We start from the raw sequence: 25,107 nt of genomic DNA on the forward strand, positions 1-25,107 counted from the left end.
CTAATAATCAGGCGTACGGGTCAATAATTCACGTTTACCGTTACGCATTTCTGACACAATCCCTTGTTCTTCCAACTGATCCATTAAATTCGCAGCACGGTTAAAACCAATTTTCAAACGGCGTTGAATAAAAGAAGTGGATGTCATGCCGGTATTCGTTACAATTTCAACCGCTTTATCAAAAAGCGGATCTAGATCTTCACTACTGGACGAAAAATCGTTATCGCCATCTACCATATCATCATCAACACTTTCCAAAATAGATGAAATATAATTTGGTTTGCCCCTTGCACGCCAATCATCAGCGACTCTTGATACCTCATCATCAGACATATAAGCCCCATGAATTCGCACCAGATCAGTAGTACCGTTACCAAGATAAAGCATATCCCCCATACCTAATAACGATTCCGCCCCATTCTGATCCAGAATGGTACGAGAGTCATTACGTTGTACTACCGTAAAGGCTATTCGGCTTGGAATATTTGATTTAATCAAGCCAGTAATGACATCGACAGAGGGACGTTGAGTAGCTAAAATTACGTGAATACCAACGGCACGTGCTTTCTGCGTTAAACGAGCAATTAGTTCTTCAATTTGTTTACCCACTTGCATCATTAAATCGGCAAACTCGTCCACTATGACAACAATATAATTCATTCGTTCTAATAATGGAGCCATATTGTCTAAGGTGTCACCAGGTTTCCATAAAGGATCAGGAATCCCAATCCCTTGCTCACGATAATTATCAAGGCGTTCATTAAAGCCTTCAATATTACGTACACGTAATTGCGACAATAATAGATAACGGCGTTCCATTTCATCCACACACCAACGTAACGCATTAGCAGCCTTTTTCATGTCGGTTACGACTTCCGTAAGCAAATGCGGAATATCATTATAAATCGACAATTCCACTACTTTCGGGTCAATCATAATAAATTTGACTTCTTCAGGTTTTACTTTGAATAACAAACTTAAAATCATGGTATTAATCCCAACCGATTTACCTGACCCCGTGGAACCTGCCACTAATAAATGTGGTGTTTTGGCTAAGTCAATCACTATTGGTGTACCACTAATATCTTTACCCAATGCCATCGGCAATAAGGCTTTACTATTGCGGAACTCATCACTATCTAACACATCTCGCAATGGCACAATTTGGCGTTCTTTATTCGGTGTTTCAATGCCAATATAAGGTTTACCTGGAATACTTTCTGTGACACGAATTGCTCTAAAGGTCAACGCTCGAGCTAAATCCGTATCAATTTTACTCACCGTGGAGGCTTTCACCCCAGGTAATAACTCCAATTCATAACGCGTAACGACAGGACCAACTAATACCCCTTTCACTGTTGCTTTAATTTTGAAATTTTGCAACTGTTGCTCTATGCGTCTTGATGTTTCTCGAATTTGTTGTTCGGAAATATTTTGTGTTTGTACAACACGTTTATCCAATAAATCTAATACGGGTAATTCTGTGGTTGGTTTCTCTTTAACTTTATGATCACCATATAATTCTACTAATTTATCAATCGGTATAGTACGCAAGCCATTTTGTATTACTTCTTCTTCCACCTCGGATTCAACAGCAACATCATCTATATCATCGACTAAATGCACGCCTAATTGTTGAGCTTGTTCCAAACGTTGCCGTTCTCTCTCTGCTTCTTGTTGAGCAAATTGATTAGCTAATTCCGCTGAAAGTGCATCCAAATCTTCATTTTCTACAGGCGTTAGCGGTTTAGGTGGGGTTAATTTTACCTCTGGAATAACGGTTGTATTAATCTCATCAGGTAACTGCACTGTTAATGTATTGGTAGATAAGAAGTCAGGTTGGTCAACCTGATGGTCATCTGAAGTCATTTGCTCTGGCAATGCTACGGTAATATTTTCTGAATCAAAGCCATTAGGTTGAGCAATTTTTACTTCTGGTAATTCTGCTGCTTCCAATTCAATTGATGTAAACCCTGTCGTTACACCATCAAATTCTGCTTGTACTTGATGTTGAGCCACTTGCGATTCATTTAATCCAGAAATATAAATTGGATTATGCTCATCTGCTACTTCTTGTGTTTCTTGAACAACAGTCGATTGAAGCTGAATATCCTGTTCTACATCATATTCTGTCGCTATTTGTTGTTGCGTAACTTGTTCCGTGTCCTCTGCTGGTTCATCATTTTTAACCGTTAACCAATTATAAAAACTCACTAGTAAACGAATTAAGGAGGCACCTGAGCAAAAAACAAAGCCGAGAATACTAAATCCCACACCAAACATGAGTAAACCAAACTGACCCAATAACGGCACGCTATATTTTATTAACATTCCGCCTAACACACCGCCAGATAAATAATCGCTAGTATTTGAGAGTAACATTGCAGAAAGTGCGGTTAAGCCAAGCATTAATAACACAAAACCGAACATTCTTAATAAAAAGCGTGTCCAAGTCAGGCTATCTACACGTTTAGTACGGATAAAATAAATCGGTGCAATACATAGTAAGAACGGTAATAAATGACCAACATAGCCAAATAATACGAAAAATAGATCAATCACCCAAGCACCAAAATGCCCAGCTTTATTGATCACTTGATCTTGATAACTCGCTACTGACCAAGCATTATCAAAGGGACTATAGCTCGACCAAGCGATAATCAAATAAAAACCGAAAAGTGCGGTCAATCCAAATAAAAATTCCACCAAATAATGTTTTGGTGAAAAACCGTCTGTTATTTTTCTAATCATTTTATTTTAATTGTAAAAAATTCGTTTGTTTCACTTCTTCCATAACTACAAAGGTACGAGTGTCATTTACACCAGGAAGACGTAATAACGTTGTACCCAGTAATTTACGATAGGCTGACATATCTGCCACTCGTGTTTTGAGTAAATAGTCGAAATCACCAGAAACCAAATAACATTCTTGAATATCATCTAATAACTGAACTGCATCATTAAATTCTTCAAATACATCTGGCTTACCACGCACAAGGGTAATTTCAACAATAACCAATAGCGGAGCTTCTAATAATTCAGGATTTAATAATGCCCGATAACCCATAATAACGCCTTGTTTTTCCAAACGTTTTACCCGTTCTAAACAAGGTGTTGGAGAAAGACCAACCTTTTTAGATAAGTCTATATTTGAAATTTTACCGTTCCGTTGCAATTCATCAAGAATTTTGATATCAATAGCATCAAAAGGCTTCACTAATTTTTTATCCATATAATCCCCCCTATAAAAGAATAAAATTCTGCTAGTCAACAGTGAATGTCTTAATATATCAGTAAATCAGATAAAATTCAGTAAAAAATAACGAACTTAATGCTTTTTATTATTTCTAGCCATAAATTATGATTGCATGCTGACTTTATCTAATTAGCATTTGACCGTTTTTTATGCTTTCTCTATAATGTGTGCTTTTATTTTGGAGTGAAAAATGTTATCAACTATTGTTACTACACATATTATTTTTGCTTATTTAAGTTTATTCTTATTAGTTACTCGTGGAGCAATGCAACTTGCTGGAAAAGACTGGCGTGCAGTAAAACTATTAAAAATTTTACCGCACTTATCAGACACCATCTTACTTGCGACAGGATTATTTTTCTTATTTAGCTTTGGTTTTTCTTGGTGGAAAATAGCAAAACTCGCTTGCTTTGTAGGTTATGCGTTTTGTGCTGCAAAATTTTTTGGTAAAAAAGTAACTAACCCTAAACCTGTATTTTTCGTAGGCGGTGTATTGCTGTTACTTGGAGCAATGTTCTTGGGATATTCACGTTAATATGACAAAACCGCACAATTAAAGTGCGGTTGTTTTTTTAGTCTTTTTAAACTAGCCACCAGCCAGTTTCACCACAAATCCTTTCTGCTCCAACAACTGTTTGAGTAAATCTCGTTTTTCGCCTTGAATCTCAATATTACCCTGTTTCACCGAACCACCACAACCACAACGTTTTTTCAGTTCTGCAGCTAATATTTTCAGCTTATCATCAGGTATATCCAACCCAGTAATCACACTAACACCAGCCCCTTTTCGACCGCTTGTCTGACGCTGAATACGAACAATACCATCACCTTTTCGTTCTGGTTGTGATTTTGCTATTTGTGCTTTAATCCGCCCCAATTCGGTAGAATAAACTAACTGATTCATACGATAATTAAAGATTCGCTAAAGAAGCATTAATGCTACGTAATATTGCTGCTGGATTATCCGCTTGGGTAATCGGACGACCAATTACTAAATAATCTGAACCAGCACCAACAGCAGCAGCTGGTGTCATAACACGGCGTTGATCACCAAATTCACTACCTACTGGACGAATACCAGGTGTAACTAATTTAAAATTTTCACCGCAGTTTCTACGTAAAATCTCGACTTCTTGTGGTGAACAAACCACACCATCTAAACCAGCACGTTGCGTTAAATTAGCTAAACGAATCACTTGCTCTAATGGCGAAGCGTTAATACCAATTTGCAACAAATCCAAATCTTCCATGCTAGTCAACACGGTTACACCGATTAATAATGGAGCATCTTTACCATAAGGTTCAAGAATATTTTTCGCTTCTTCCATCATACGTAAACCACCACTGGCGTGTAAATCTACCATCCAAACACCTAAGTCTGCCGCAGAGCGTACCGCTCTCGCTACCGTATTCGGAATATCGTGATATTTTAAGTCTAAGAACACATCAAATTTACGTTGCTGTAATTGTTTGAGAAAATTTGTCCCTAAACTGGTAAACATTTCTTTACCTAATTTTAGGCGACAAAGGGAAGGATCAATTTGATCCACCAGATTTAACGCATCAGATTCATTTTCATAATCTAAAGCCACAATAATTTTGCTATCCATATTTGATTCCTTACACAGTTACTTAGTTAAATTATTTATTAATTTGCCAATTCAATGCCACGAATCGGTTTTACTTTTTCCCACTGGCGACAAGATGGACAACACCACATCAATTTATGACTTTGATAACCGCAGTTAGTACAACGATAATCAAATCCTTGTTTAATATGTTCACCCACCATTTTATGCAATAACACTAGACTGTCTTTGCCTCGTCCAGTTTCCGCATCATCAATTTGATATTGAATAAAACGGTGAAATAAAAACATATTCGGGTTAGTACCAATCTTTTGATATACTTTACTTTGAGCTGAGGTACGACTATCTTTTTGTTCTATTACATCTGCCAAAGCCAAATCTACACTGGCATTGCCACTCAGTTGACTAGCTCGCACCAAAAATAATTCAAAACTATCTAGTAAGCCCAACTGTTGATAGCAATCTTTTAGTTGGGGTAATATTTCCCCTACATAATCCACATTCTGGTTTAATACATTTTCTAGAATTTTCACCGCACTTTTGAAATCTTTTTGCTCAATGTACCATGTACCTAACATCATTGACGCTCTAACACAATTAGGTGATACCTTTAAGGCTTGTTCAAGGAGCAGTTTAGGATTTTCTTTGCTATCTTTCGGTAATAAATTGACATACTCACAATAATATTGGGCTAATTCAATATTATCCTCTTTCGGTGCTATCTTCGCTAATTTTTCTGCCACATTGATGGCTTTTTTCCATTCTTTGGTTTTTTGATAAATAATCGCCAGCTGTTGTAACGCTCCCTCAGCAAATTCAGGTTCATCTACCAGCAAAATATACAAATTTTCAGCCCGATCAAAAAAACCCACCGACATAAAATCTTTAGCGAGCTGTTGTTTGGCTAATAATTTCTGTTCAAAAGAATAATCCGAGCTACGATCTAAGGCTTGATGAATACGTAAAGCACGATCTACTTCGCCTCGAGAACGGAATAAATTACCTAAAGTTAATTCCGCTTCAAATTGTGAGCGGTGTTCAATTTCATTTTCAACTTCCTGCTTTTGCAGCATTTCTAAAAATAAATCCACCGCTTTTTCAGTTTGATTAGATAACAGAAAATTCATCCCTGTTACATAATCACGAGAAAATTTATTGCTTATCTCTTCCTGATCTTTTTTTGCACTACGATTCCCCATATACCAACCATAAGCAGCGGCAATCGGCAAAAGCAGAAAGAGTAATTCAATCATTATTAAGCAGCCTTATTCAAACTTGAAGTCAACTCATTAATTTGTTGGGTTTGACGTTTAATTTGGCGACCTAATGCTATATTTTTAATTTTAATGCGAAGATAAAAAATCCCTGTGAGTAACCAGCCCAGAATTAAACCTAAACCGAATAACAAAGCAACTAAAGTTGAAAGTTTAAATTCGCTTTCTGCCACCATATAATTAAAAGTAATGACTTGATCGTTATTAGCACCAATTGTAACAGCCACAAGTAACACAGCAATGACTAAAATAACCCCTAAAATATATTTAAACATACTTTTCCCCTTTAACTAAAATTCCTTTGCGTTAACATCATGTTTTTATTATGCCAAAAATAATGACAAAAAACGACACATAAATAGTGCCGTTTTAAGATATTTATCTTGGTATAAATCAAATTATCGATCTACACGTTCCTTTAATTCTTTACCCACTTTAAAGTGCGGTACACATTTTGCTTGCAATTTAACGCTTTCACCTGTCTTAGGATTACGCCCTACTCTAGGCTGACGACAATGTAAAGAAAAACTACCAAAACCACGTACTTCAATACGATTTCCGTCTTCAAGAGTCTGGGAAAGTTGTTCTAAAATTTCTTTCACTGAATTTTCAACGGTTTTTACTGAAAAAGAGGGATACTTTTCAATCAATGTATCAATAAGTTCTGATTTAGTTGTCATAATCTATTCCTTATTTTTGAGCCAATAAAACAACCTAATTATTCGTGTAACATAGTAATAATTAAGTTGTATTACTGCAACTGCGGTAAAAGTTTTATCAGGAATTACCAATAAAAATACCTGATTTTTTGATAACAACTGGCGTGTACAACCACGCCAGTTACCATTATGTGAATAAATTATTCACCTTTTGCTTGAGCAAATGCTGCTGCCATTGCGTTAGGAATAGCAACTTCTTCTTGTTTGCTATTTACGTTTGCAACCGCTGCGGCTTCTTCTGCTTGATCTTTCGCTTTCACAGATAAGTGAACGATACGAGCTTTACGATCTACGCCTGTGTATTTTGCTTCAACCACATCACCTGCGGCAACTTCGTTTGTTAAGTCTGCTGCACGGATATAGCCTTCCACACCACCTGCTAATTCAACTTTTGCACCTTTCGCATCGGCTTCAACCACAGTTGCAGATAACACTGCACCTTTTTTGTTTACCGCAACGAAATTGTTGAACGGATCTTCTTCTAATTGTTTGATACCTAAAGAGATACGTTCTTTGGCTGAATCAACTTGTAACACAACGGCTGCCACTTCGTCACCTTTTTTGTATTGACGAACAGCTTCTTCACCTTGTACATTCCAAGAAATGTCAGACAAGTGAACTAAACCATCAATGCCACCCTCAAGACCGATGAAGATACCGAAATCAGTAATTGATTTGATTTTACCTTCAACTTTGTCGCCTTTGTTGTGGGTTTCAGCAAATTGTAACCATGGGTTTGGTTTGCATTGTTTTAAGCCTAAAGAAATACGACGACGTTCTTCGTCAATTTCTAACACCATCACTTCAACAACATCACCAAGGCTGACAACTTTAGATGGGTGAATGTTTTTGTTAGTCCAATCCATTTCTGAAACGTGAACTAAACCTTCAACACCATCTAAAATCTCAACGAAACAGCCGTAATCAGTCAAGTTAGTCACTTTACCGGTTAATTTGCTGTTTACTGGGTGATTTTCAGCAATCGCTGCCCAAGGATCTTGACCTAATTGTTTTAAGCCTAAAGACACACGAGTACGATCTTTGTCGAATTTTAATACTTTAACCGTGATTTCATCACCTACATTCACGATTTCGCCTGGGTGTTTAACACGTTTCCAAGCCATATCAGTGATGTGTAATAAACCATCCACACCGCCTAAGTCAACGAATGCACCGTACTCAGTTAAGTTTTTAACCACACCTTTAACTTCTGCACCTTCAGACAAGTTGGCTAATACTTCATCACGATCTTGATTGCTTTCAGATTCGATCACCGCACGACGTGAAACCACCACGTTATTACGTTTTTGATCTAATTTGATAACTTTGAATTCTACTTCTTTACCGAGTAAATGGTCTGCATCACGAGTTGGACGAGTATCTACTAATGAACCTGGTAAGAACGCACGCACACCGTTTAATTCAACAGTGAAACCGCCTTTCACTTTACCATTCACTAAACCGATCACGCTGGCTTGAGCTTCGAATGCTTTTTCTAATTCAATCCAAGATTCGTGACGTACCGCTTTCTCACGAGAAAGTTTAGTTTCACCGAAACCGTCTTCAACTGCATCTAATGCAACGTTTACTACGTCGCCAATTTTAACCTCAACTTCACCTTGAGCATTAGTGAACTCTTCAGCTGGAATACGAGCTTCAGATTTTAAACCTGCATCCACGTAAACAAAGCCTTTTTCGATAGCCACAACGTGACCTTTAACGATAGAGCCTAAACGAGTTTCAAGGTTATTTAATGATTCTTCAAATAGTTGAGCGAAAGATTCTGACATAATTAATCTTCTTTAATAAGTTAATAACATCCACTTTTTAATCCATAATAAGTGGGGTTGATAATAATAGTCTATCCGTCCTTGAATAAACCGAAAAATATATTTGAAATTAGCTTTTCACTTTCTGATGAATATAATCCAACGCTTGCAAAATCACTTCATCAATGGACAATGTCGTACTGTCTAATAACAACGCATCGTCTGCTGGTTTCAGTGGTGCAACTGCTCGATTTCTATCCCGAAAGTCACGATCTTGAATCTCGGCTAAAATCTGTGCAAAGTTACCATTAATTCCTTTATTTTGCAACTGTTTAAATCGTCTTTTTGCTCTTTCTTCTGCACTAGCATCTAAAAATAGCTTCACTTGGGCATTTGGGAACACCACCGTCCCCATATCGCGTCCATCAGCAATCAAGCCTTTCCCTTGTTGAGCAAAGTCTTGTTGCAACTGCAAAAGTGCAGTGCGAACTTGCGGAAAAATTGCCACTTTAGAGGCAGCCTCAGCGACTTCCTGCGTTCTAATCTGACCACTGACATTTTCACCATTCAACAAAATACTCACTTCACCCTTTTCAGGTAAAAACTGCACTCTCAAATGACGAGCCAATTCAGCTAATGCCAATTCATCATCTAATTGCACCGCACTTTTCAGTGCTGCCAATGCTGTGACACGATAAATCGCCCCACTATCCAATAACGCAAAGCCCAATTTCTCCGCCAAAGCATAACAAAGCGTGCCTTTGCCTGCACCGCTAGGACCGTCAACAGTAATAATCATATTTTGCATTTTTATCCCTTTTTATTATGTCGCAAATAAAATATTTCCCAAAAAACACCGTACTTTACACCACTCGAATAGAACGATTTTCCATATTTTCAGGTTCAAGATCCAATTTTGCCATCAGCACTTGATCGCCGTCTTCTTCAGGATTTTCCGTTACCAGTAATTTATCGCCGTAGAAAATAGAATTTGCCCCTGCCATAAAGCACATGGCTTGCATTTCTTCGCTCATTCCCTGACGACCAGCGGACAATCGCACATAGCTTTGTGGCATGGTGATGCGAGCCACCGCAATCGTGCGGACAAATTCGGTCCAATCTAGCTCTTCCGCATCTTCTAACGGCGTGCCTTCCACTTTTACCAACTGATTAATTGGCACGGATTCAGGTTGCGGATCTAAATTAGCCAAACTTGCGATCAAGCCTGCACGCTCTTTGCGAGTTTCGTTCATACCCACAATACCGCCGCAACACACTTTCAAGCCTGCTTTACGTACTTTACCGAGCGTACTCATGCGGTCATCAAAACGGCGTGTGCCAATAATTTCGGAATAATGCTCAGGGGCAGTGTCAAGATTATGATTGTAGTAATCCAAGCCAGCTTGTTTTAAGTCTTCCGCCATGCCGTCTTCTAACATACCAAAGGTGCCACAGGTTTCCAAACCTAAGGACTTCACTGCTTTAACAATTTCGGTAATTTTTGCCACATCTTTTGGCTTTGGTCCACGCCACGCTGCCCCCATGCAAAAACGGCTCGCCCCACGTGATTTAGCGATTTTGGCTTTTTCTAAAATATCGGCAATATCTAATAAATCTTGTTTTTGCACACCCGTTTGATAGCGAGCGGATTGTGGACAATAATGACAATCTTCTGGGCAACCACCCGTCTTAATGGACATAAGGGTAGAAAGTTGAATGGCTTGCGGATTAAAGTTTTCACGGTGAATTTGAGCCGCTTTAAAAACCAGCTCTAAAAAAGGCGTTTCAAACAAGGCTTCCACTTTACACACTGACCAATATTCAGCGGTTTTATGGGGCGTAATAGAGTAAATTTGTAAAGGTTGCTTAATCATACTATAAGTCCATTTTCAATTTGAATAACACGGTCAATTTTGCCAACCAATTCATTAGGTTGGTGTGTCACCATTAATAAGGTGATATTTTTTTCATCACTTAATTTCAGCAACAAATCCAACATTTCTTGACGTAATTGCGGATCAAGTGCGGAAAACGGTTCGTCCAATAATAATATCGGTTTATCTCGCAATAAACAACGGGCTAACGCCACTCTTTGCTTTTGTCCACCTGAAAGTGCGGTGGGTTTTCGTTGCAAAAATTCACTTAATCCTACCGCACTTGCTACCTGTTCAACAAGTTGGACTTGTTGATTATCCAACTTTAAATTAGCTTTTAGCCCAAATGCAATATTTTGAAAAACCGTTAAATGGGGAAACACATTATTTTCTTGAAATAACATGGAAACAGGACGTTGATAGGGTTCGGTGGTATTATGTTTTTCGCCGCTTAAATAAATATCACCTGAATTTGCCATTTCAAAGCCAGCAATTAAATTCAACAGCGTACTTTTGCCTGCACCACTTGCACCGACAATCGCCACTTTTTCGCCTTTAGCAATATGTAAATCAAATTGCATTGCCATGGTTTTGTATTGGAATTTGAGTTGGTTGAGCGTAATCATCATGATCTCATTATTTTTGCATGGATAAAAAACAATAAACCCCTAGACAAATAGACAGGGGTTTATGTATAATCTCTGCCGTGCTATGGGGCGAGCGAAGTGCCACTCGCAATAGCACTTCGCCTAGTCGCCTTAGTAATATAGCACTAAGGAGGTGATTTATGTGAAAGTATCAGAAATTATTACTCTGATTTTATTACTAGTTTTACTAGTAATTGCAAGTAGTATTGAAGTATTGACCGTACTAGATGTACTACTTGACTTGATCAAAAAATTAGCCTAACGGCTAGGAAGTAGGCAAGCTAGTCACTTGCCTACGACCTTTTCTTATTATAATGCTTTCACTCGACATTTCAAGCCGTTTCTTCTAATTCATCCGCCATTGCAGCTAAAATTTCTCGGGATAACAATGCCAATGCTTTATAAAACGGCAAACTTGCCTGTGTTTCCACTTTATTTAAAAACTGACTGGCACAAGGTAATAAAAAGCGTTCAAATAATTCCTGTTGAGCATCGACTGAATCTAGGTTATCTTCAATCCAAGAAGCGGTTAAAAAAAGTAACCCAAAATGATCCGCACTTTCCACTTCTGGCATAGCTCGGGCTTGCCGAAATGCCACAAATTCTGCCACATCCACGCCATAAGCCGAAATGGCAAGATCTACTTTAGCAAAAAGTTTTTGATATTCTTGCTCCAACAACGTTAAATCCAAGGGGACTTGCAGGCTTTCAATGGCGGATTGGGTGGATTTATCGGTTTCCAATGCCCAAACTTGGCTTAATCCGCCCTGTTGCAACCAACCAAATACGCCAGCTAAAATCGGATCTGTTGGACAGCGATAAAATAAATTACCGAATAAACGGCTGATTAATGAAAAGTTGTTGAGATTTTCCGTTGCCATAAATTTTCCAAAATATTCAAAATTTCTACCGCACTTTAGCATATTTTTTGTTAAAATACTGCCCTTTTAACCGTTCACACAATGTGAATGACTGACTTGTACTCAGAGAAAATTTTATTATGACTTTCAAACCCGAATTACTTTCCCCTGCTGGCACGCTAAAAAACATGCGTTATGCCTTTGCTTACGGAGCAGATGCCGTTTATGCCGGACAACCCCGTTATAGCTTGCGTGTGCGGAATAACGAATTTAACCACGCCAATTTAAAAATTGCCATTGATGAAGCCCATTCTCTCGGCAAAAAATTCTATGTGGTGGTGAATATCGCCCCACATAATTCCAAATTAAAAACCTTTATTAAAGATTTAAAAGTGGTCGTGGATATGCAACCTGATGCGTTAATTATGTCCGATCCTGGTTTAATTATGATGGTGCGTGAGAATTTTCCTGACATGGATATTCATCTTTCCGTGCAAGCCAATGCGGTGAACTGGGCAACGGTGAAATTCTGGAAGCAAATGGGTTTAACCCGAGTGATCTTATCCCGTGAGCTTTCTTTAGATGAAATCGCCGAAATTCGCCAGCAAGTGCCTGATATGGAACTGGAAATTTTCGTACACGGGGCGTTATGTATGGCATATTCGGGGCGTTGTTTGCTATCAGGTTATATTAACAAACGCGACCCGAATCAAGGCACCTGCACCAACGCTTGCCGTTGGGAATATAAAATGGAAGAAGGCACCATTGACGAGGTCGGCAATATCGTAGAAAAAGAGGCAGTACAAAAGTTTGAACCTGAAATTGAGGTAAAAAATGTTGCCCCTACCTTAGGCGAGGGCAGCCATACCGACAAGGTATTTTTATACACCGAACCGCACCGCCCTGATGAACAAATGACCGCTTTTGAAGATGAACACGGCACCTATTTTATGAATTCAAAAGATTTGCGTGCCGTGCAACATGTTGAACAATTAACAAAATTAGGCGTTCATTCCCTGAAAATCGAAGGACGGACAAAATCGTTCTATTACTGTGCCAGAACCGCTCAAGTGTATCGCAAAGCCATTGATGATGCTGCTGCGGGCAAACCGTTTGATGAGAGCCTGATGGATACCTTAGAAAGCCTTGCTCACCGTGGCTACACCGAGGGTTTCTTACGCCGACACACCCACGATGAATATCAAAATTATGAATACGGCTACTCCATTTCCGAACGTCAACAATTTGTCGGCGAATTTACGGGTAAACGTAATGATCAAGGTATGGCGGAAGTGGCGGTGAAAAATAAATTCTTAGTGGGCGATTCGGTGGAAATGATGACCCCCAAAGGCAATATCGTTTTCAAAATCGAACGTATGTTAAACCGTAAAAATGAAAATGTTGAAGCAGGTCTTGGCGATGGACATTTTGTGTTTTTAGATGTACCAGCGGATATTGAATTAGATTATGGGTTGTTGATGCGGAATTTAAATGGGACGAACACGAGAAATCCGCATTAAAAATACAAATAATGCCCTTTTAGCATAAAGGGCATTTTCGCGATTTTATTCATTCGAACAAATTTTTGCTCTGACTATCTGAATATCTAATTTTTTTCGCCCACATTTGGTTAAATATAATAAGCGTAATATCAGCGGATAACGTTGACCACAAATGCTACTTAATTCCACATTTTCCAAAATAGTCAGCCCTAATTGATTTAAATCTTCAATATGGTTAATTCCCCATTTAAATTCAGGTGGTTTTTCAATATGTTTAAGTGCATCATGTTTTTTTTGGCGACCAATCGCTATTTTAGGCAACGTATCAAAAATAATTTCAGCATTAGGTAATTTACGAGCAAGCAATGCAAACCAATCTTTCACTTGCTCTGGCTGGAAATACATTAACACCCCTTCAATAATTAACAACACAGGCTTATTGTATTCAGCCACCATCTCCATCCAACTTTCATCAAATAATGAAGCAGCCAAATAATGATTACTGGTTTCAGACAATAACATTCTTCTTAACTCAATAACTTCTGGTAAATCTAAATCATACCAAGCTGTTATTGGCGGTTTACCTAAACGTTCAAAACGAGCATCTAATCCTGCACCCAAATCAACGATAACCGCATCTGGATATTCTGCAATAAAGCGATTTGCCATATCGTCCATTAACGCTGCTCGACCGCAACACCCCACTTGAGATGCTTTAGATTTTGCAAAGCGACTGAAATCATAATCAATCATTCCTATCATACGTACGGCTTCCGCATCACGTAATAAAGGTTGTTTTTGATCGAATTCAACCGCTTTTGCCCATAAAGGTATTAACATTGTAGTTGATAGTGCAGACACTGTATCTGGAGAAATTTTGTCAGTTTTCATATTGTCACCTTATATTGTTATATTCCCCCCACTTAGCTTAAACATTTAAATCTCTAACTAAACCAATTTTTTATCACATCAATCACTTCAAACAAACTCAATGCAGATATAATACCAGCAAACCATGCTATTTTTTTATCTCTTAATTTATCTAATATTTGTTCATTTTTCTGTTCTGTATAGCTTAAAATTTGATGTACTTGAGCTAATTGAGAAGTAATTTCTTTGTTTTTTTGTTCAAGATGATAGGCTTCTCGCACATCTTGCCAAGTTCGAAAAGTTGCATAACGAGAAAATTCAATGGGATTATAAAAATAATAACTGGCATTAAATATTGAAGCATCAGAATAAAGTTGATCTAATTCGCTCGTATTATCTGATTTAGCCAAAACCCGAGAAAGTTCTTCATTAATTTGTTGCAAAGCATAATAATAGGCTAATCCTAACATAACCAAAAAGAGCTGACGACAAGATTGTTTCAAACTTTGTGGATATTTTTCTAATAAAGCCATGCCACGACCATCAATAATCCGCCATTCATTAGGTAATTCTTTTAAACTTTCCTGTTTTAATGTTTCAGATCCTCGAATAAACCAAGAAATATTTTTAATCAATTCTACATCGATCTGTTTAATTTCAGTTGCAATCACAACTTTACCCAAGCAAGGATATTTACATTCAGGTAACTGATTTTTATTACAAAATAACTTAGTTTCAGAACAAAGCACTTTACTTTCTAATGTTTGAGAAAATCGACTTCCTTTAAAAAAAGTCACTTTCATCGTAAAAAAATCCTCTGATTGTTCTATTAATGTAGAATTTTTCAAAATGGGATTTAAAAATGAAATATTCTCGCCACACAACATTAAATGCGGTTGGGTCGATAGTGCTGTATTTTCTCGGCTAATGGTCAAAAAATAAATATCTTTCATAACATCATTTCCTAATATAAAAAATATCCCCTTATTCAAGAGGATATTTATCAATTAAAGGGCTTCAATTTCTGCTTGCTGGCTCACTAACTTCTCAATCCCTTCCCGATACCCTTGCATTTTCTCTCTTTCTTTCGCAATCACTTGCTCTGGGGCTTTTGCCACAAAGGCTTCATTGGAAAGTTTGGCTTCAATGCGTGCTACTTCACCATTGAGTTTTTCAATCTCTTTGGCAAGTCTTGCAAGTTCGGCTTCTTTGTTGATAAAGCCTGCCATCGGTACGAGCAATTCGGTTTTACCGACTAATTTCGCCACCGATAATGGAGCTTTTTCGCCCTCGAGAAGCACTTTTACCTCATCTAATTTAGCTAAGGCTTTCAAAGTGCGGTCATTTTTTTGCAAGGTTTTGCAATTTTCAGCGTCCACATTTCTGAGCAATAAATCCAACCCTTTACTCGGGGCGATGTTGCTTTCGGCACGGATATTACGCACGGCAACGATGATTTCTTTTAAGAACTCAATCTCTTTTTCGGCTTGTGCGTCAAGTTTGGCATCGTCTGCTTTCGGGAACGGTTGCAACATAATAGTTTCACCGCTCACACCAGCAAAGCCTTTCACTTTTTGCCAAATTTCTTCGGTGATAAATGGCATAATCGGGTGAGCTAGGCGGAGTAATTGCTCAAGCACTTGCACCAAGGTTTGGCTTGCACCACGAATTTGGGCAGCTGTGCCATTAGCAAACACAGGTTTGGTGAGTTCCAAATACCAGTCGCAGAACTGATTCCAAGTGAAGTCGTAAATGGCGTTGGCTGCCAAGTCAAAGCGGTATTGACTTAAGGCGGTGCGGAACTCGCTCACGGTGCGGTTGAAGGTGGAAATAATCCAGCGATCAGCCACGCTCAATTCGGTTTCACCAGCGGATAAATCAAGCTTATCATTCGTGAGAACAAAACGGCTACCGTTCCACAATTTGTTGCAGAAATTGCGGTAGCCTTCAAGGCGTTTCATATCCCAGTTAATATCACGACCGTTGCTTGCCAAGGCTGCCAGCGTGAAACGCAGTGCGTCTGTGCCGTGTGGGGCAATGCCGTCTGCGAACTCTTTTTTGGTCGCTTTGGCGATTTTTTCCGCCAGTTGCGGCTGCATCATATTGCCAGTGCGTTTTTCAAGCAAATCTTCGAGCAAAATGCCGTCAATCATATCGATCGGGTCAAGCACGTTACCTTTAGATTTGGACATTTTTTGCCCATTTTCATCACGAATCAAGCCCGTAACATACACGGTTTTGAACGGCACTTGCGGTTTGCCATTTTCGTCTTTGATAAAGTGCATCGTGAACATAATCATTCGTGCAACCCAGAAGAAAATGATGTCAAAGCCCGTAATCAGCACGTCCGTTGGGTGATACATTCGCAATTCTTTGGTTTGTTCTGGCCAGCCAAGAGTTGAGAACGTCCACAAGCCTGATGAGAACCAAGTATCTAACACATCTTCATCTTGTTTTAAGGCGAGATCGGCAGGCAAATTGTGTTTCGCACGCACTTCTTCTTCGGAGCGAGCCACATACACATTGCCCGCTTCGTCATACCACGCAGGAATGCGGTGTCCCCACCAAAGTTGGCGAGAAATACACCAGTCCTGAATATCACGCATCCACGAGAAATACAGGTTTTCATACTGTTTCGGCACAAATTGAATTTCGCCGTCTTCCACGGCTTTAGTCGCCACTTCCGCAAGCGGTTTTACGCTCACATACCACTGATCGGTCAGCATCGGCTCAATCGGCACTCCACCACGGTCTCCATAAGGCACTTTCAAATCGTGCGGTTTGATCTCTTCTAATAAGCCCAAGGCTTCAAAATCGGCGACCACTTTTTTACGTGCAGCAAAACGCTCTAAACCTTGATAATCGGCAGGAATAAGTGCGGTGTAATTTTCTAAAATTTTACCGTCTGAGCCGACAATTTCCGCTTCCGCACGAATATCGGCATTCAAAGTCATCACATTGACCATCGGTAAATTATGGCGTTTGCCCACTTCGTAGTCGTTGAAATCGTGGGCGGGCGTAATCTTCACGCAACCTGTCCCGAACTCACGATCCACATAATCGTCCGCCACAATCGGGATTTCACGGTTCGCCAACGGCAAAATCACCGATTTACCGATAAGCGATTGATAACGCTCATCTTCAGGGTGAACCGCCACTGCCGTATCGCCGAGTACGGTTTCAGGGCGAGTAGTCGCCACCACCAAATAATCCTTGCCTTCCGCCGTTTTCGCCCCGTTCGCTAACGGATAGCGGAAATGCCACAACGAGCCTTTGCTCTCTTTGTTTTCCACTTCCAAATCAGAAATGGCGGTGTGCAATTTTGGATCCCAGTTCACAAGGCGTTTGCCACGATAAATTAGCCCCTCTTCGTGCAGGCGAACGAAGACTTCTTTCACCGCATTAGACAAACCATCGTCCATCGTAAAACGCTCACGATCCCAATCGATCGAGTTGCCCAAACGACGCATTTGTTGGCTAATCGTACCGCCCGAATAGGCTTTCCAGTCCCAAATTTTGTTGATAAAGGCTTCACGCCCATAATCGTGGCGAGTTTTGCCTTCTTCCGCTGCAATCTTGCGTTCCACCACCATTTGAGTCGCAATCCCTGCGTGGTCAGTACCCGTTTGCCACAGCGTATTATTGCCTTCCATACGGTTAAAACGGATTAGTGTATCCATTAAGGTTTGTTGGAAAGCGTGTCCCATGTGCAACGACCCAGTTACATTCGGCGGTGGAATAGCGATGCAGTACCCCTGTTGGCTCTCATCTTCGCTTGGTTTAAAATACCCTTGTTCTTCCCAGTGGCGATACAAGGCTTGTTCTACCGCAGACGGCTCAAAGCGGTCTGCCATTTGAAGGTTTTGTGTCATTTCAAGTCTCTTTCAATTAATAATTAGTTTTATTATTACTATTTCAACATTTTATGATATTGGTAAATTTTATCGTTAATTTCCTTTCTTTCTTTTTGACAAAGTGGGCTTTTTTCTATCCCATTAGGGGTCGTATAATTCACTATACAATTAGGTAAATTCTTAAGCTCTCTTTCTAAGTCGGAAATTTTGTTTAAAATATTTTTATTGGGTTCTAACTCTGATTTTTCCTGTTCAAGAATATCTATTTTACGTTCTAAATCAGCTTTTTTACTAATCCATGAGCTTTGTTCTTTTTTTATATTCTCATTTTCTTCCTTTAGACTGATATTTTCTTTCTCTAGATTATTGATTATTAATGATTTATCATTTATTTTTTTATTGTTTTCATTTATTTGTGATTCAAGGGATGCTAATTGATTATTATCATAATTTAGTTTTTCATTTAGTTCTTTGGTTTTATTTTCTAACTTAATATTTTCGGCTTTTAATTCACTTATATTTCGTTCATCTATAGTTGAATCCCTATAACTTTGATATCCAATAGTAATACTTGAACCAATAACTGCCCCAATAATTGTCGTTATCGCTCCAAAGATAGCGTCTTTACTAATAGTCATATAAATCTCCATTTTTCTCTTTAATTAATAATTCAATATCATTAAACGCATTTTGCAACCGTTCGCAATGATACATTTCATACATATCATAAATAAACTGCGTTAATCCTAACTTATCCCATTGTTTTAGAACTTGATCGGCGGATTGATGTTTATATTCCGCATAACGTTCTAACAAATAGATAAAAAATTCGCTTTCTTTACTCATTTTAATTCGCCCGAATGTAAGCCGAATTGCGTGGATCGCCTGTTACTTTTTCGCTTTCCCATAAATCAAATAACGCATAAGGGCTTAATTTATATAATTCTAATTCACTATCAATCAACATTTGATAGGTTTCTGATTGCAAAAAGGCACGGATTGCGTCTATTTCTTTAAAGCCGTATTTTTCGATCATCAATTTAGTAACATGGCGATCGAAAAAATCAAGGGTTCGTGCTGCAACTCGTTTCTGCATACTTAATTACAATTTCTGTTCCGTCAGGATAATGTTGCACAATATTTCCATTCGGACGCTGAAAAGTTAAAACTTCGTGCTTTTTCTTCTCGTCCATCCACGCTTTTCATAAAATCAGCATATCGTTGTGTTTTTTTTATTGCTTCTTCTTTGGTCATTTTATTCTACCATCTCCATCTGCCACCCCATTTGCCGATATTGTTTATACCGTTCTCGGGCAATGGCTTTTTGTTGTTCGTCTGCTGGCACAAAATCAATTACTTGATTAAAAGCGGACACATAATCAGGAATGCTCTGTTGTAAATTAATCAACACATCTCGCCGTTGGGCGTTGCGTTTGCCGATCCAGCTAATTTCTATCGGGGTGGCGAAATTGGTTACTTCGCCTGATAAATTGTGCGGTACAAATTGCTCGGGATCTCTTGCCCACAAGGCTTCATCTAAATTTAACGCTTGTTGTTCGCTTTGGCAGGCGATTAACACACGCTGTCCTTGTCGCCATAATTGAGCGGACAGATCACAAGCCAATAGCTCTGATTCTGAAAGATCATGCTGCGATTGGAATTGTTTGAGTAGATAAAATTTAGCAATTTTTGACATTTGACTGTTGTTTTTTGTAATCAGATTAAGCGTTTAATTCTAGCGAAAAAATGCTAATAAATAAAGGTTTTTGCTTGTGCTAAAAAGAAAATCACAATAGACTATCGCACATTTAAAATTAAGACTGATGTTAATTTATGCTGGTATCCGATTTTTATTTTGATTTACCCGATGAGCTGATTGCTCGTTATCCGAAACCTGACCGTACTTCAAGCCGTTTATTGCAATTAAATGGTCAAAACGGTGAAATTTTTCACCGCACTTTTGCCGATGTATTGGATTTAGTCAATGCTGGCGATTTGTTGGTATTTAACAATACTCGTGTCATTCCTGCCCGTATGTTTGGGCGGAAAGTCAGTGGTGGCAAGGTTGAAGTGCTAGTTGAGCGTGTGTTGAGCGAAAGCACATTTTTAGCCCATATTCGTTCCAGTAAAGCCCCTAAAAACGGGGCGGTTTTAGTGTTGGGTGAAGATAAACTTGGCGAAAATAACGGCATTGCGGTTACGATGCTTGGTCGTCAAGGGGCGTTGTTTGAATTAGAAATTGCCGATAAAAACACCGCAGTTTTAGACGTATTGAATAAAATCGGACATATTCCGTTACCGCCTTATATTGATCGTCCCGATGAAGAAGCGGATCAAGAGCGTTATCAAACGGTGTATAACAAAATCCCTGGGGCAGTGGCAGCTCCGACCGCAGGTTTGCATTTCGATGATGAATTGTTAGCAAAATTAAAAGCCAAAGGGGTGAATTTTGCCTTTGTTACCTTGCACGTTGGGGCGGGAACATTCCAACCTGTGCGAGTGGAAAAAATCGAAGATCACCAGATGCACGCGGAATATGTGGAAGTGCCACAAGATGTGGTCGATGCGGTATTAGCTACAAAATCGGCAGGTAAGCGTGTGATTGCGGTGGGGACAACCTCGGTGCGTTCGCTGGAAAGTGCGGCGTTATTTGCGGAAGAAAAAAGCAGTTCGCAGATTATTGAGCCATATTTTTCCGATACTTCAATTTTTATTTACCCAGGGAAAAAATTTCGGGTAGTAGATTGTTTAATTACTAATTTTCATTTACCAGAAAGTACGTTGATTATGTTGGTTTCGGCGTTTGCAGGGTATGAGAATGTGATGAAGTCGTATAGAAGTGCGGTGGAAAATCGGTATCGGTTTTTTAGTTATGGGGATGCGATGTTTATCAGTAAAAAAGTTGACGTTTAAATACTAAATAACATTTTTTAGATCGGGTTTCGCCCGATGGGCGACCGTACTTTTCTTTGCTCGTGCAAAGAAAAGTAGGCAAAAGAAAACACGCCCCGACTTCACCGCTTTTCTGAGCTTATTTGGTATTTTCTTAACGCTAAATTTTGAACTCGCTTCGCTCAGACATGCAAAATTTAGCTAAAAATACCAAAACGCTCAGGCGGTTCAGACGGGGACCCCAATTTGAACGAATATAAATAAAAGTGCGGTGAAGAAATTGAGATTTTGTCCTAAGCTACGGAGTAGCGTGACTATACGTAACCTAGTACGCTAGTGCTAGGTATTGAAAATAAAATGGGGTCCCCATGTTTGCCGCCTGAAAACGCTTTAATTTGTAGGAAAATGGCGTCTGTCTGAGCGTAGCGAGTTCAGCCATTTTCCGTTAAGCAAATTAAAGCGTTTTCAGGAAACAAGGCAAAATTGGGGTGTGTTTCTTTTTGCTTACTTTTTCTTTGCACAAGCAAAGAAAAAGTAAGTCGCCATCGGCGAAACCCGATTATAATAAAACACCATCGAACTGTTTATTCGAAAAGGAAAACTATGAAATTTAATTTAAAAAAAACTAACGGAACTGCCCGCCGTGGCGAAATGATCTTCACCCGTCCACAAGGCGACTTTACCGTCCAAACCCCCGCCTTTATGCCAGTGGGAACTTACGGCACTGTCAAAGGCATGACTCCCGAAGAAGTGCGTGCCACGGGGGCGGAAATTTTACTCGGTAATACCTTTCATTTATGGCTACGCCCAGGGCAGGAAGTGATGCGTAAACATGGTGATTTACACGATTTTATGCAATGGCATAGACCGATTTTGACCGATTCTGGCGGTTTTCAGGTGTTCAGCTTAGGTAAATTACGCAAAATCAAAGAAGAAGGGGTACATTTCCAAAATCCGATTAGCGGTGAAAAGATCTTTTTATCCCCTGAAAAATCTATGGAAATTCAATACGATCTCGGGTCGGATATTGTGATGATTTTTGATGAATGTACACCTTATCCAGCGACCTTTGATTATGCTAAAAACTCCATGGAAATGTCATTGCGTTGGGCGAAACGTAGCCGTCAGCGGTTTGATGAATTGGAAAATCAAAATGCGTTATTTGGTATTGTGCAAGGCGGTACTTTTGAAGAATTACGCAAAATTTCCATTGAGGGCTTGGTGAATATTGGCTTTGACGGTTATGCAGTAGGCGGTTTAGCGGTCGGTGAACCGAAACAAGAAATGCACCGCATTTTGGAATTTGTAAATCCATTATTGCCGCAAGATAAACCGCGTTATTTAATGGGCGTGGGTAAGCCTGAAGATTTAGTGGAGGGCGTTCGCCGTGGGATTGATATGTTTGATTGCGTGATGCCGACTCGTAACGCACGTAATGGACATTTGTTTGTATCGGACGGCATTGTGAAAATTCGTAATGCTAAATATCGTGATGATACCAGTACATTGGATCCTGAATGTGATTGTTACACCTGCAAACATTACACCAAATCTTATTTATATCATTTAGATAAGTGTGGTGAGATTTTGGGGGCTAGACTGAATACAATCCATAATTTGCGTTATTATCAACGCTTGATGGAACAGATTCGTACCGCTATTGAACAAGATCGTTTTGAGGATTTCGTGGTGGAATTTTATGCCAAAATTGGTAAGGAAGTACCACCTTTACAAAAAGTACGGGCATAAATAGCATTTTTAATTATTTTATGCTATTTTAGCCACCTATTTTTTATATTTATCAACAAAAAGGAAAATAAAAATGGAAGCACAACAAAGCAGTCCAATGTCTATGTTAATTATTTTTGCAATTTTTGGTTTAATTTTCTATTTTATGATTTATCGCCCACAAGCCAAACGTAACAAAGAACACAAAGCCTTAATGGATTCTTTAGCCAAAGGCTCTGAAATTTTAACCTCTGGCGGTTTGATCGGTAAAATTACTAAATTATCTGAAAACAGTGATGAAGTAGTGATTGCGTTAAATCCAACTAATGAAGTTACCATTAAACGTAACTTTATCGTTGCCGTGTTACCAAAAGGCTCAATCAAATCTCTTTAATTTCATAAAAAGGTATTAACCGATGTTAAACCGTTTCCCTTTATGGAAGAATCTAATGGTGATCTTTATGATCGCCATTGGTACATTATATGCTCTTCCAAATATTTACGGCGAAGATCCTGCCGTGCAAATCTCGGGTACTCGTGGTCAACAAGCAACAGAAACTACCTTAACAGAGGTGCAAGCTGCCCTGACGAGTAACAATATTAGTGCAAAATCTATTCTATTAGAAAACGGCTCAATTTTAGCCCGTTTTGCCAATACCACTGATCAGCTATTAGCCAAAGATAAAATTACTGAAAAATTAGGCAATAGCTATTCAACTGCATTAAACCTTGCCCCCTCTACACCAGCTTGGTTAAGTAGTATTGGAGGCAACCCAATGAAATGGGGCTTAGACTTACGTGGTGGCGTACGCTTTCTGATGGAAGTGGATATGAATACTGCTTTAGGCAAACGCCAAGAACAGTTGCAAGATAGTTTACGTGGTGAATTACGTAAGGAAAAAATTCAATATTCAGCGGTTAAAAATGGGGACAATTTTAGTACTGTCCTTAGCGTGACTAAACCTGAACAGCTGTTTGAAGCCAAACAGCTGATCCGTAAACAGCACCCAAATCTGACTATTAATGAAATCTCTGATGACACCATTGCATTAGCACTCTCTGATAAAGCATTAATTGAAGCACGTGATCATGCGATTGAACAAAACTTAAGCATTTTGCGTAAACGTGTGGAAGAATTAGGCGTAGCCGAAGCGGTGATCCAGCGTCAAGGTGCAGAACGTATCGTGGTTGAATTACCAGGGATTCAAGATACTGCCCGTGCTAAAGAATTATTAGGTGCTACTGCAACCCTTGAATTCCGTATGGTGAATGGCAATGTTAGCCCTGAAGCGTTGGCTCGTGGCATTGTGCCGTCTGATACAGAAATTCAGTTAGATCGTAGTGGACGACCTGTAGCGTTATATCGTAAAGCCGTGCTTGGTGGTGAACATATTACTAATGCTACATCAGGTTTAGATCATAATACATCTACCCCACAAGTCAGCGTCAATTTAGATAGCGAAGGTGGTGAAATCATGGCAAATACCACTAAACTTAATCTAAAAAAACCGATGGCAACGTTATATGTAGAATATAAAGATAACGGTAAAAGAGATGAAAATGGCAAAGTCATTTTAGAGAAAAATGCCGAAGTGATTAACGTGGCAACAATTCAAGGTCGTTTTGGTAGTCAATTCCAAATCACTGGGATTGATAGCCCAGCAGAAGCACAAAATTTATCCGTTCTGCTTCGTTCTGGTGCGTTAACTGCCCCGATTCAAATTGTGGAAGAACGTACCGTAGGACCTTCATTAGGTGCTCAAAACGTAGAACAAGGTTTAACCGCAGGTCTTTGGGGCTTAGTTATCGTGATTTTATTCTGTTTAGTGTTCTATAAACTATTCGGTTTAATTGCCAGTCTTGCTCTTTGTGCCAATATGATTTTGGTTGTCGGTCTGATGTCTTTAATACCTGGGGTCACACTCACTATGCCAGGAATTGCGGGGATTATACTCTCGGTGGGTATGTCGGTAGATGCGAACGTACTTATATTTGAACGGATTAAAGAAGAAATGCGTAATGGTCGCCCGATACAACAAGCCATTCACGAGGGTTATAACGGTGCTTGGTCATCTATTTTTGATGCCAACTTAACCACGATTTTAACCTCCATCGTCCTTTATGCTGTCGGCACAGGTCCAGTGAAAGGCTTTGCAGTAACCCTTGCTTTAGGGGTGGCAATCTCTATGTTTACCGCCATTACAGGCACACGTATGCTGGTCAACTGGATTTACGGTGGCAAACGTGTTGAAAAATTATCTATTTAAGTGCGG

Annotated in this window: 25 protein-coding genes and 1 pseudogene; 6 read left to right on the forward strand and 20 right to left on the reverse strand. The window is 39.2% G+C overall.

The annotated features are described in order from the left end of the window. Both O1Q80_RS07900 and lrp read right to left on the reverse strand, forming a co-directional pair. Positions 1 to 2,751 carry a DNA translocase FtsK gene (locus O1Q80_RS07900; RefSeq protein WP_386694237.1) on the reverse strand — a complete coding sequence of 917 codons (2,751 nt, stop codon included), beginning with the start codon at positions 2,749 to 2,751 and terminating at the stop codon, positions 1 to 3. A gap of 1 nt (position 2,752) precedes the next feature. Continuing rightward, positions 2,753 to 3,232, reverse strand: a complete 480-nt coding sequence (lrp, locus tag O1Q80_RS07905) for a leucine-responsive transcriptional regulator Lrp (protein ID WP_386686649.1) — start codon at positions 3,230 to 3,232, stop codon at positions 2,753 to 2,755. 214 nt (positions 3,233 to 3,446) lie between these two features. On the opposite strand from lrp, the gene O1Q80_RS07910 reads away from it, so the two are divergent. Further along, positions 3,447 to 3,791, forward strand: coding sequence for a SirB2 family protein (locus O1Q80_RS07910; protein ID WP_386694240.1), 345 nt, complete (start codon positions 3,447 to 3,449; stop codon positions 3,789 to 3,791). Positions 3,792 to 3,842: 51 nt separating this feature from the next. Here O1Q80_RS07910 and yciH read toward each other — a convergent pair whose 3' ends face one another. From yciH to O1Q80_RS07960, 10 genes are all read right to left on the reverse strand, one after another. Further along, entirely contained in the window at positions 3,843 to 4,160 is a 318-nt protein-coding gene (yciH, locus tag O1Q80_RS07915) for a stress response translation initiation inhibitor YciH (protein ID WP_386694243.1), read from the reverse strand. A gap of 7 nt (positions 4,161 to 4,167) precedes the next feature. Next, positions 4,168 to 4,866 (reverse strand): orotidine-5'-phosphate decarboxylase, encoded by a 699-nt coding sequence (pyrF, locus tag O1Q80_RS07920; RefSeq protein ID WP_386686657.1) that lies wholly within the window; start codon positions 4,864 to 4,866, stop codon positions 4,168 to 4,170. Positions 4,867 to 4,904: 38 nt separating this feature from the next. After that, on the reverse strand, positions 4,905 to 6,098 hold the full coding sequence (gene lapB / locus O1Q80_RS07925; protein WP_386686658.1) for a lipopolysaccharide assembly protein LapB: 1,194 nt from the start codon (positions 6,096 to 6,098) through the stop codon (positions 4,905 to 4,907). Between the two features lie 2 nt (positions 6,099 to 6,100). Then, entirely contained in the window at positions 6,101 to 6,394 is a 294-nt protein-coding gene (locus O1Q80_RS07930) for a LapA family protein (RefSeq protein ID WP_386686659.1), read from the reverse strand. Positions 6,395 to 6,517: 123 nt separating this feature from the next. After that, on the reverse strand, positions 6,518 to 6,799 hold the full coding sequence (locus O1Q80_RS07935; protein ID WP_386686661.1) for an integration host factor subunit beta: 282 nt from the start codon (positions 6,797 to 6,799) through the stop codon (positions 6,518 to 6,520). A gap of 179 nt (positions 6,800 to 6,978) precedes the next feature. Then, the gene (rpsA, locus tag O1Q80_RS07940) at positions 6,979 to 8,628 is read right to left on the reverse strand and encodes a 30S ribosomal protein S1 (RefSeq protein ID WP_386694246.1); all 1,650 of its coding nucleotides are present in this window, start codon (positions 8,626 to 8,628) and stop codon (positions 6,979 to 6,981) included. 109 nt (positions 8,629 to 8,737) lie between these two features. Continuing rightward, positions 8,738 to 9,415, reverse strand: coding sequence for a (d)CMP kinase (cmk, locus tag O1Q80_RS07945; RefSeq protein ID WP_386694249.1), 678 nt, complete (start codon positions 9,413 to 9,415; stop codon positions 8,738 to 8,740). 55 nt (positions 9,416 to 9,470) lie between these two features. Further along, positions 9,471 to 10,481 carry a biotin synthase BioB gene (gene bioB, locus O1Q80_RS07950; protein ID WP_386694252.1) on the reverse strand — a complete coding sequence of 337 codons (1,011 nt, stop codon included), beginning with the start codon at positions 10,479 to 10,481 and terminating at the stop codon, positions 9,471 to 9,473. Further along, positions 10,478 to 11,107, reverse strand: a complete 630-nt coding sequence (gene thiQ, locus O1Q80_RS07955) for a thiamine ABC transporter ATP-binding protein (protein WP_386694255.1) — start codon at positions 11,105 to 11,107, stop codon at positions 10,478 to 10,480. The genes bioB and thiQ overlap by 4 nt, the downstream gene beginning before the upstream one ends. Positions 11,108 to 11,460: 353 nt before the next feature. Then, a complete protein-coding gene (locus O1Q80_RS07960; protein ID WP_386686675.1) occupies positions 11,461 to 12,009 on the reverse strand; it encodes a molecular chaperone in 549 nt (182 codons plus the stop codon). A gap of 119 nt (positions 12,010 to 12,128) precedes the next feature. Between O1Q80_RS07960 and yegQ the strand changes: the two genes are divergently transcribed. Next, on the forward strand, positions 12,129 to 13,508 hold the full coding sequence (gene yegQ, locus O1Q80_RS07965; protein WP_386694258.1) for a tRNA 5-hydroxyuridine modification protein YegQ: 1,380 nt from the start codon (positions 12,129 to 12,131) through the stop codon (positions 13,506 to 13,508). Between the two features lie 45 nt (positions 13,509 to 13,553). On the opposite strand, the gene O1Q80_RS07970 is transcribed toward yegQ, so the two are convergent. From O1Q80_RS07970 to O1Q80_RS08005, 8 genes and pseudogenes are all read right to left on the reverse strand, one after another. Next, positions 13,554 to 14,381 (reverse strand): class I SAM-dependent methyltransferase, encoded by an 828-nt coding sequence (locus O1Q80_RS07970; RefSeq protein WP_386694261.1) that lies wholly within the window; start codon positions 14,379 to 14,381, stop codon positions 13,554 to 13,556. A gap of 53 nt (positions 14,382 to 14,434) precedes the next feature. Beyond that, complete coding sequence (locus tag O1Q80_RS07975; RefSeq protein ID WP_386694264.1) at positions 14,435 to 15,313, reverse strand: hypothetical protein; 879 nt, start codon at positions 15,311 to 15,313, stop codon at positions 14,435 to 14,437. A gap of 54 nt (positions 15,314 to 15,367) precedes the next feature. Then, the gene (locus O1Q80_RS07980) at positions 15,368 to 18,232 is read right to left on the reverse strand and encodes a valine--tRNA ligase (protein ID WP_386694266.1); all 2,865 of its coding nucleotides are present in this window, start codon (positions 18,230 to 18,232) and stop codon (positions 15,368 to 15,370) included. A gap of 38 nt (positions 18,233 to 18,270) precedes the next feature. After that, complete coding sequence (locus tag O1Q80_RS07985) at positions 18,271 to 18,852, reverse strand: hypothetical protein (protein WP_386694269.1); 582 nt, start codon at positions 18,850 to 18,852, stop codon at positions 18,271 to 18,273. Next, a complete protein-coding gene (locus tag O1Q80_RS07990; RefSeq protein ID WP_386694272.1) occupies positions 18,842 to 19,060 on the reverse strand; it encodes a DUF3791 domain-containing protein in 219 nt (72 codons plus the stop codon). Before O1Q80_RS07990 ends, O1Q80_RS07985 begins: the two co-directional genes overlap by 11 nt. 1 nt (position 19,061) lies before the next feature. Then, complete coding sequence (locus O1Q80_RS07995; RefSeq protein ID WP_386694275.1) at positions 19,062 to 19,310, reverse strand: hypothetical protein; 249 nt, start codon at positions 19,308 to 19,310, stop codon at positions 19,062 to 19,064. Beyond that, a pseudogene (locus O1Q80_RS08000) lies at positions 19,279 to 19,468 on the reverse strand (hypothetical protein). Before O1Q80_RS08000 ends, O1Q80_RS07995 begins: the two are co-directional and overlap by 32 nt. Position 19,469: 1 nt before the next feature. Then, complete coding sequence (locus O1Q80_RS08005) at positions 19,470 to 19,910, reverse strand: DNA polymerase III subunit chi (protein WP_386694277.1); 441 nt, start codon at positions 19,908 to 19,910, stop codon at positions 19,470 to 19,472. Positions 19,911 to 20,047: 137 nt separating this feature from the next. Between O1Q80_RS08005 and queA the strand changes: the two genes are divergently transcribed. The 4 genes from queA to secD all read left to right on the forward strand — a co-directional run bounded on the left by queA (position 20,048) and on the right by secD (position 25,101). Further along, a complete protein-coding gene (gene queA / locus O1Q80_RS08010; RefSeq protein ID WP_386694279.1) occupies positions 20,048 to 21,127 on the forward strand; it encodes a tRNA preQ1(34) S-adenosylmethionine ribosyltransferase-isomerase QueA in 1,080 nt (359 codons plus the stop codon). Between the two features lie 582 nt (positions 21,128 to 21,709). Next, entirely contained in the window at positions 21,710 to 22,855 is a 1,146-nt protein-coding gene (gene tgt, locus O1Q80_RS08015) for a tRNA guanosine(34) transglycosylase Tgt (RefSeq protein WP_386694281.1), read from the forward strand. A 73-nt stretch (positions 22,856 to 22,928) separates the two neighbouring features. Beyond that, entirely contained in the window at positions 22,929 to 23,228 is a 300-nt protein-coding gene (gene yajC / locus O1Q80_RS08020) for a preprotein translocase subunit YajC (protein ID WP_386686700.1), read from the forward strand. Positions 23,229 to 23,250: 22 nt separating this feature from the next. Continuing rightward, positions 23,251 to 25,101, forward strand: coding sequence for a protein translocase subunit SecD (secD, locus tag O1Q80_RS08025; RefSeq protein WP_386694284.1), 1,851 nt, complete (start codon positions 23,251 to 23,253; stop codon positions 25,099 to 25,101). Positions 25,102 to 25,107: the final 6 nt, after the last annotated feature.

Origin of the sequence: Lonepinella sp. MS14435 (assembly GCF_042485795.1) — a bacterium.
Classification (GTDB): domain Bacteria; phylum Pseudomonadota; class Gammaproteobacteria; order Enterobacterales; family Pasteurellaceae; genus Lonepinella.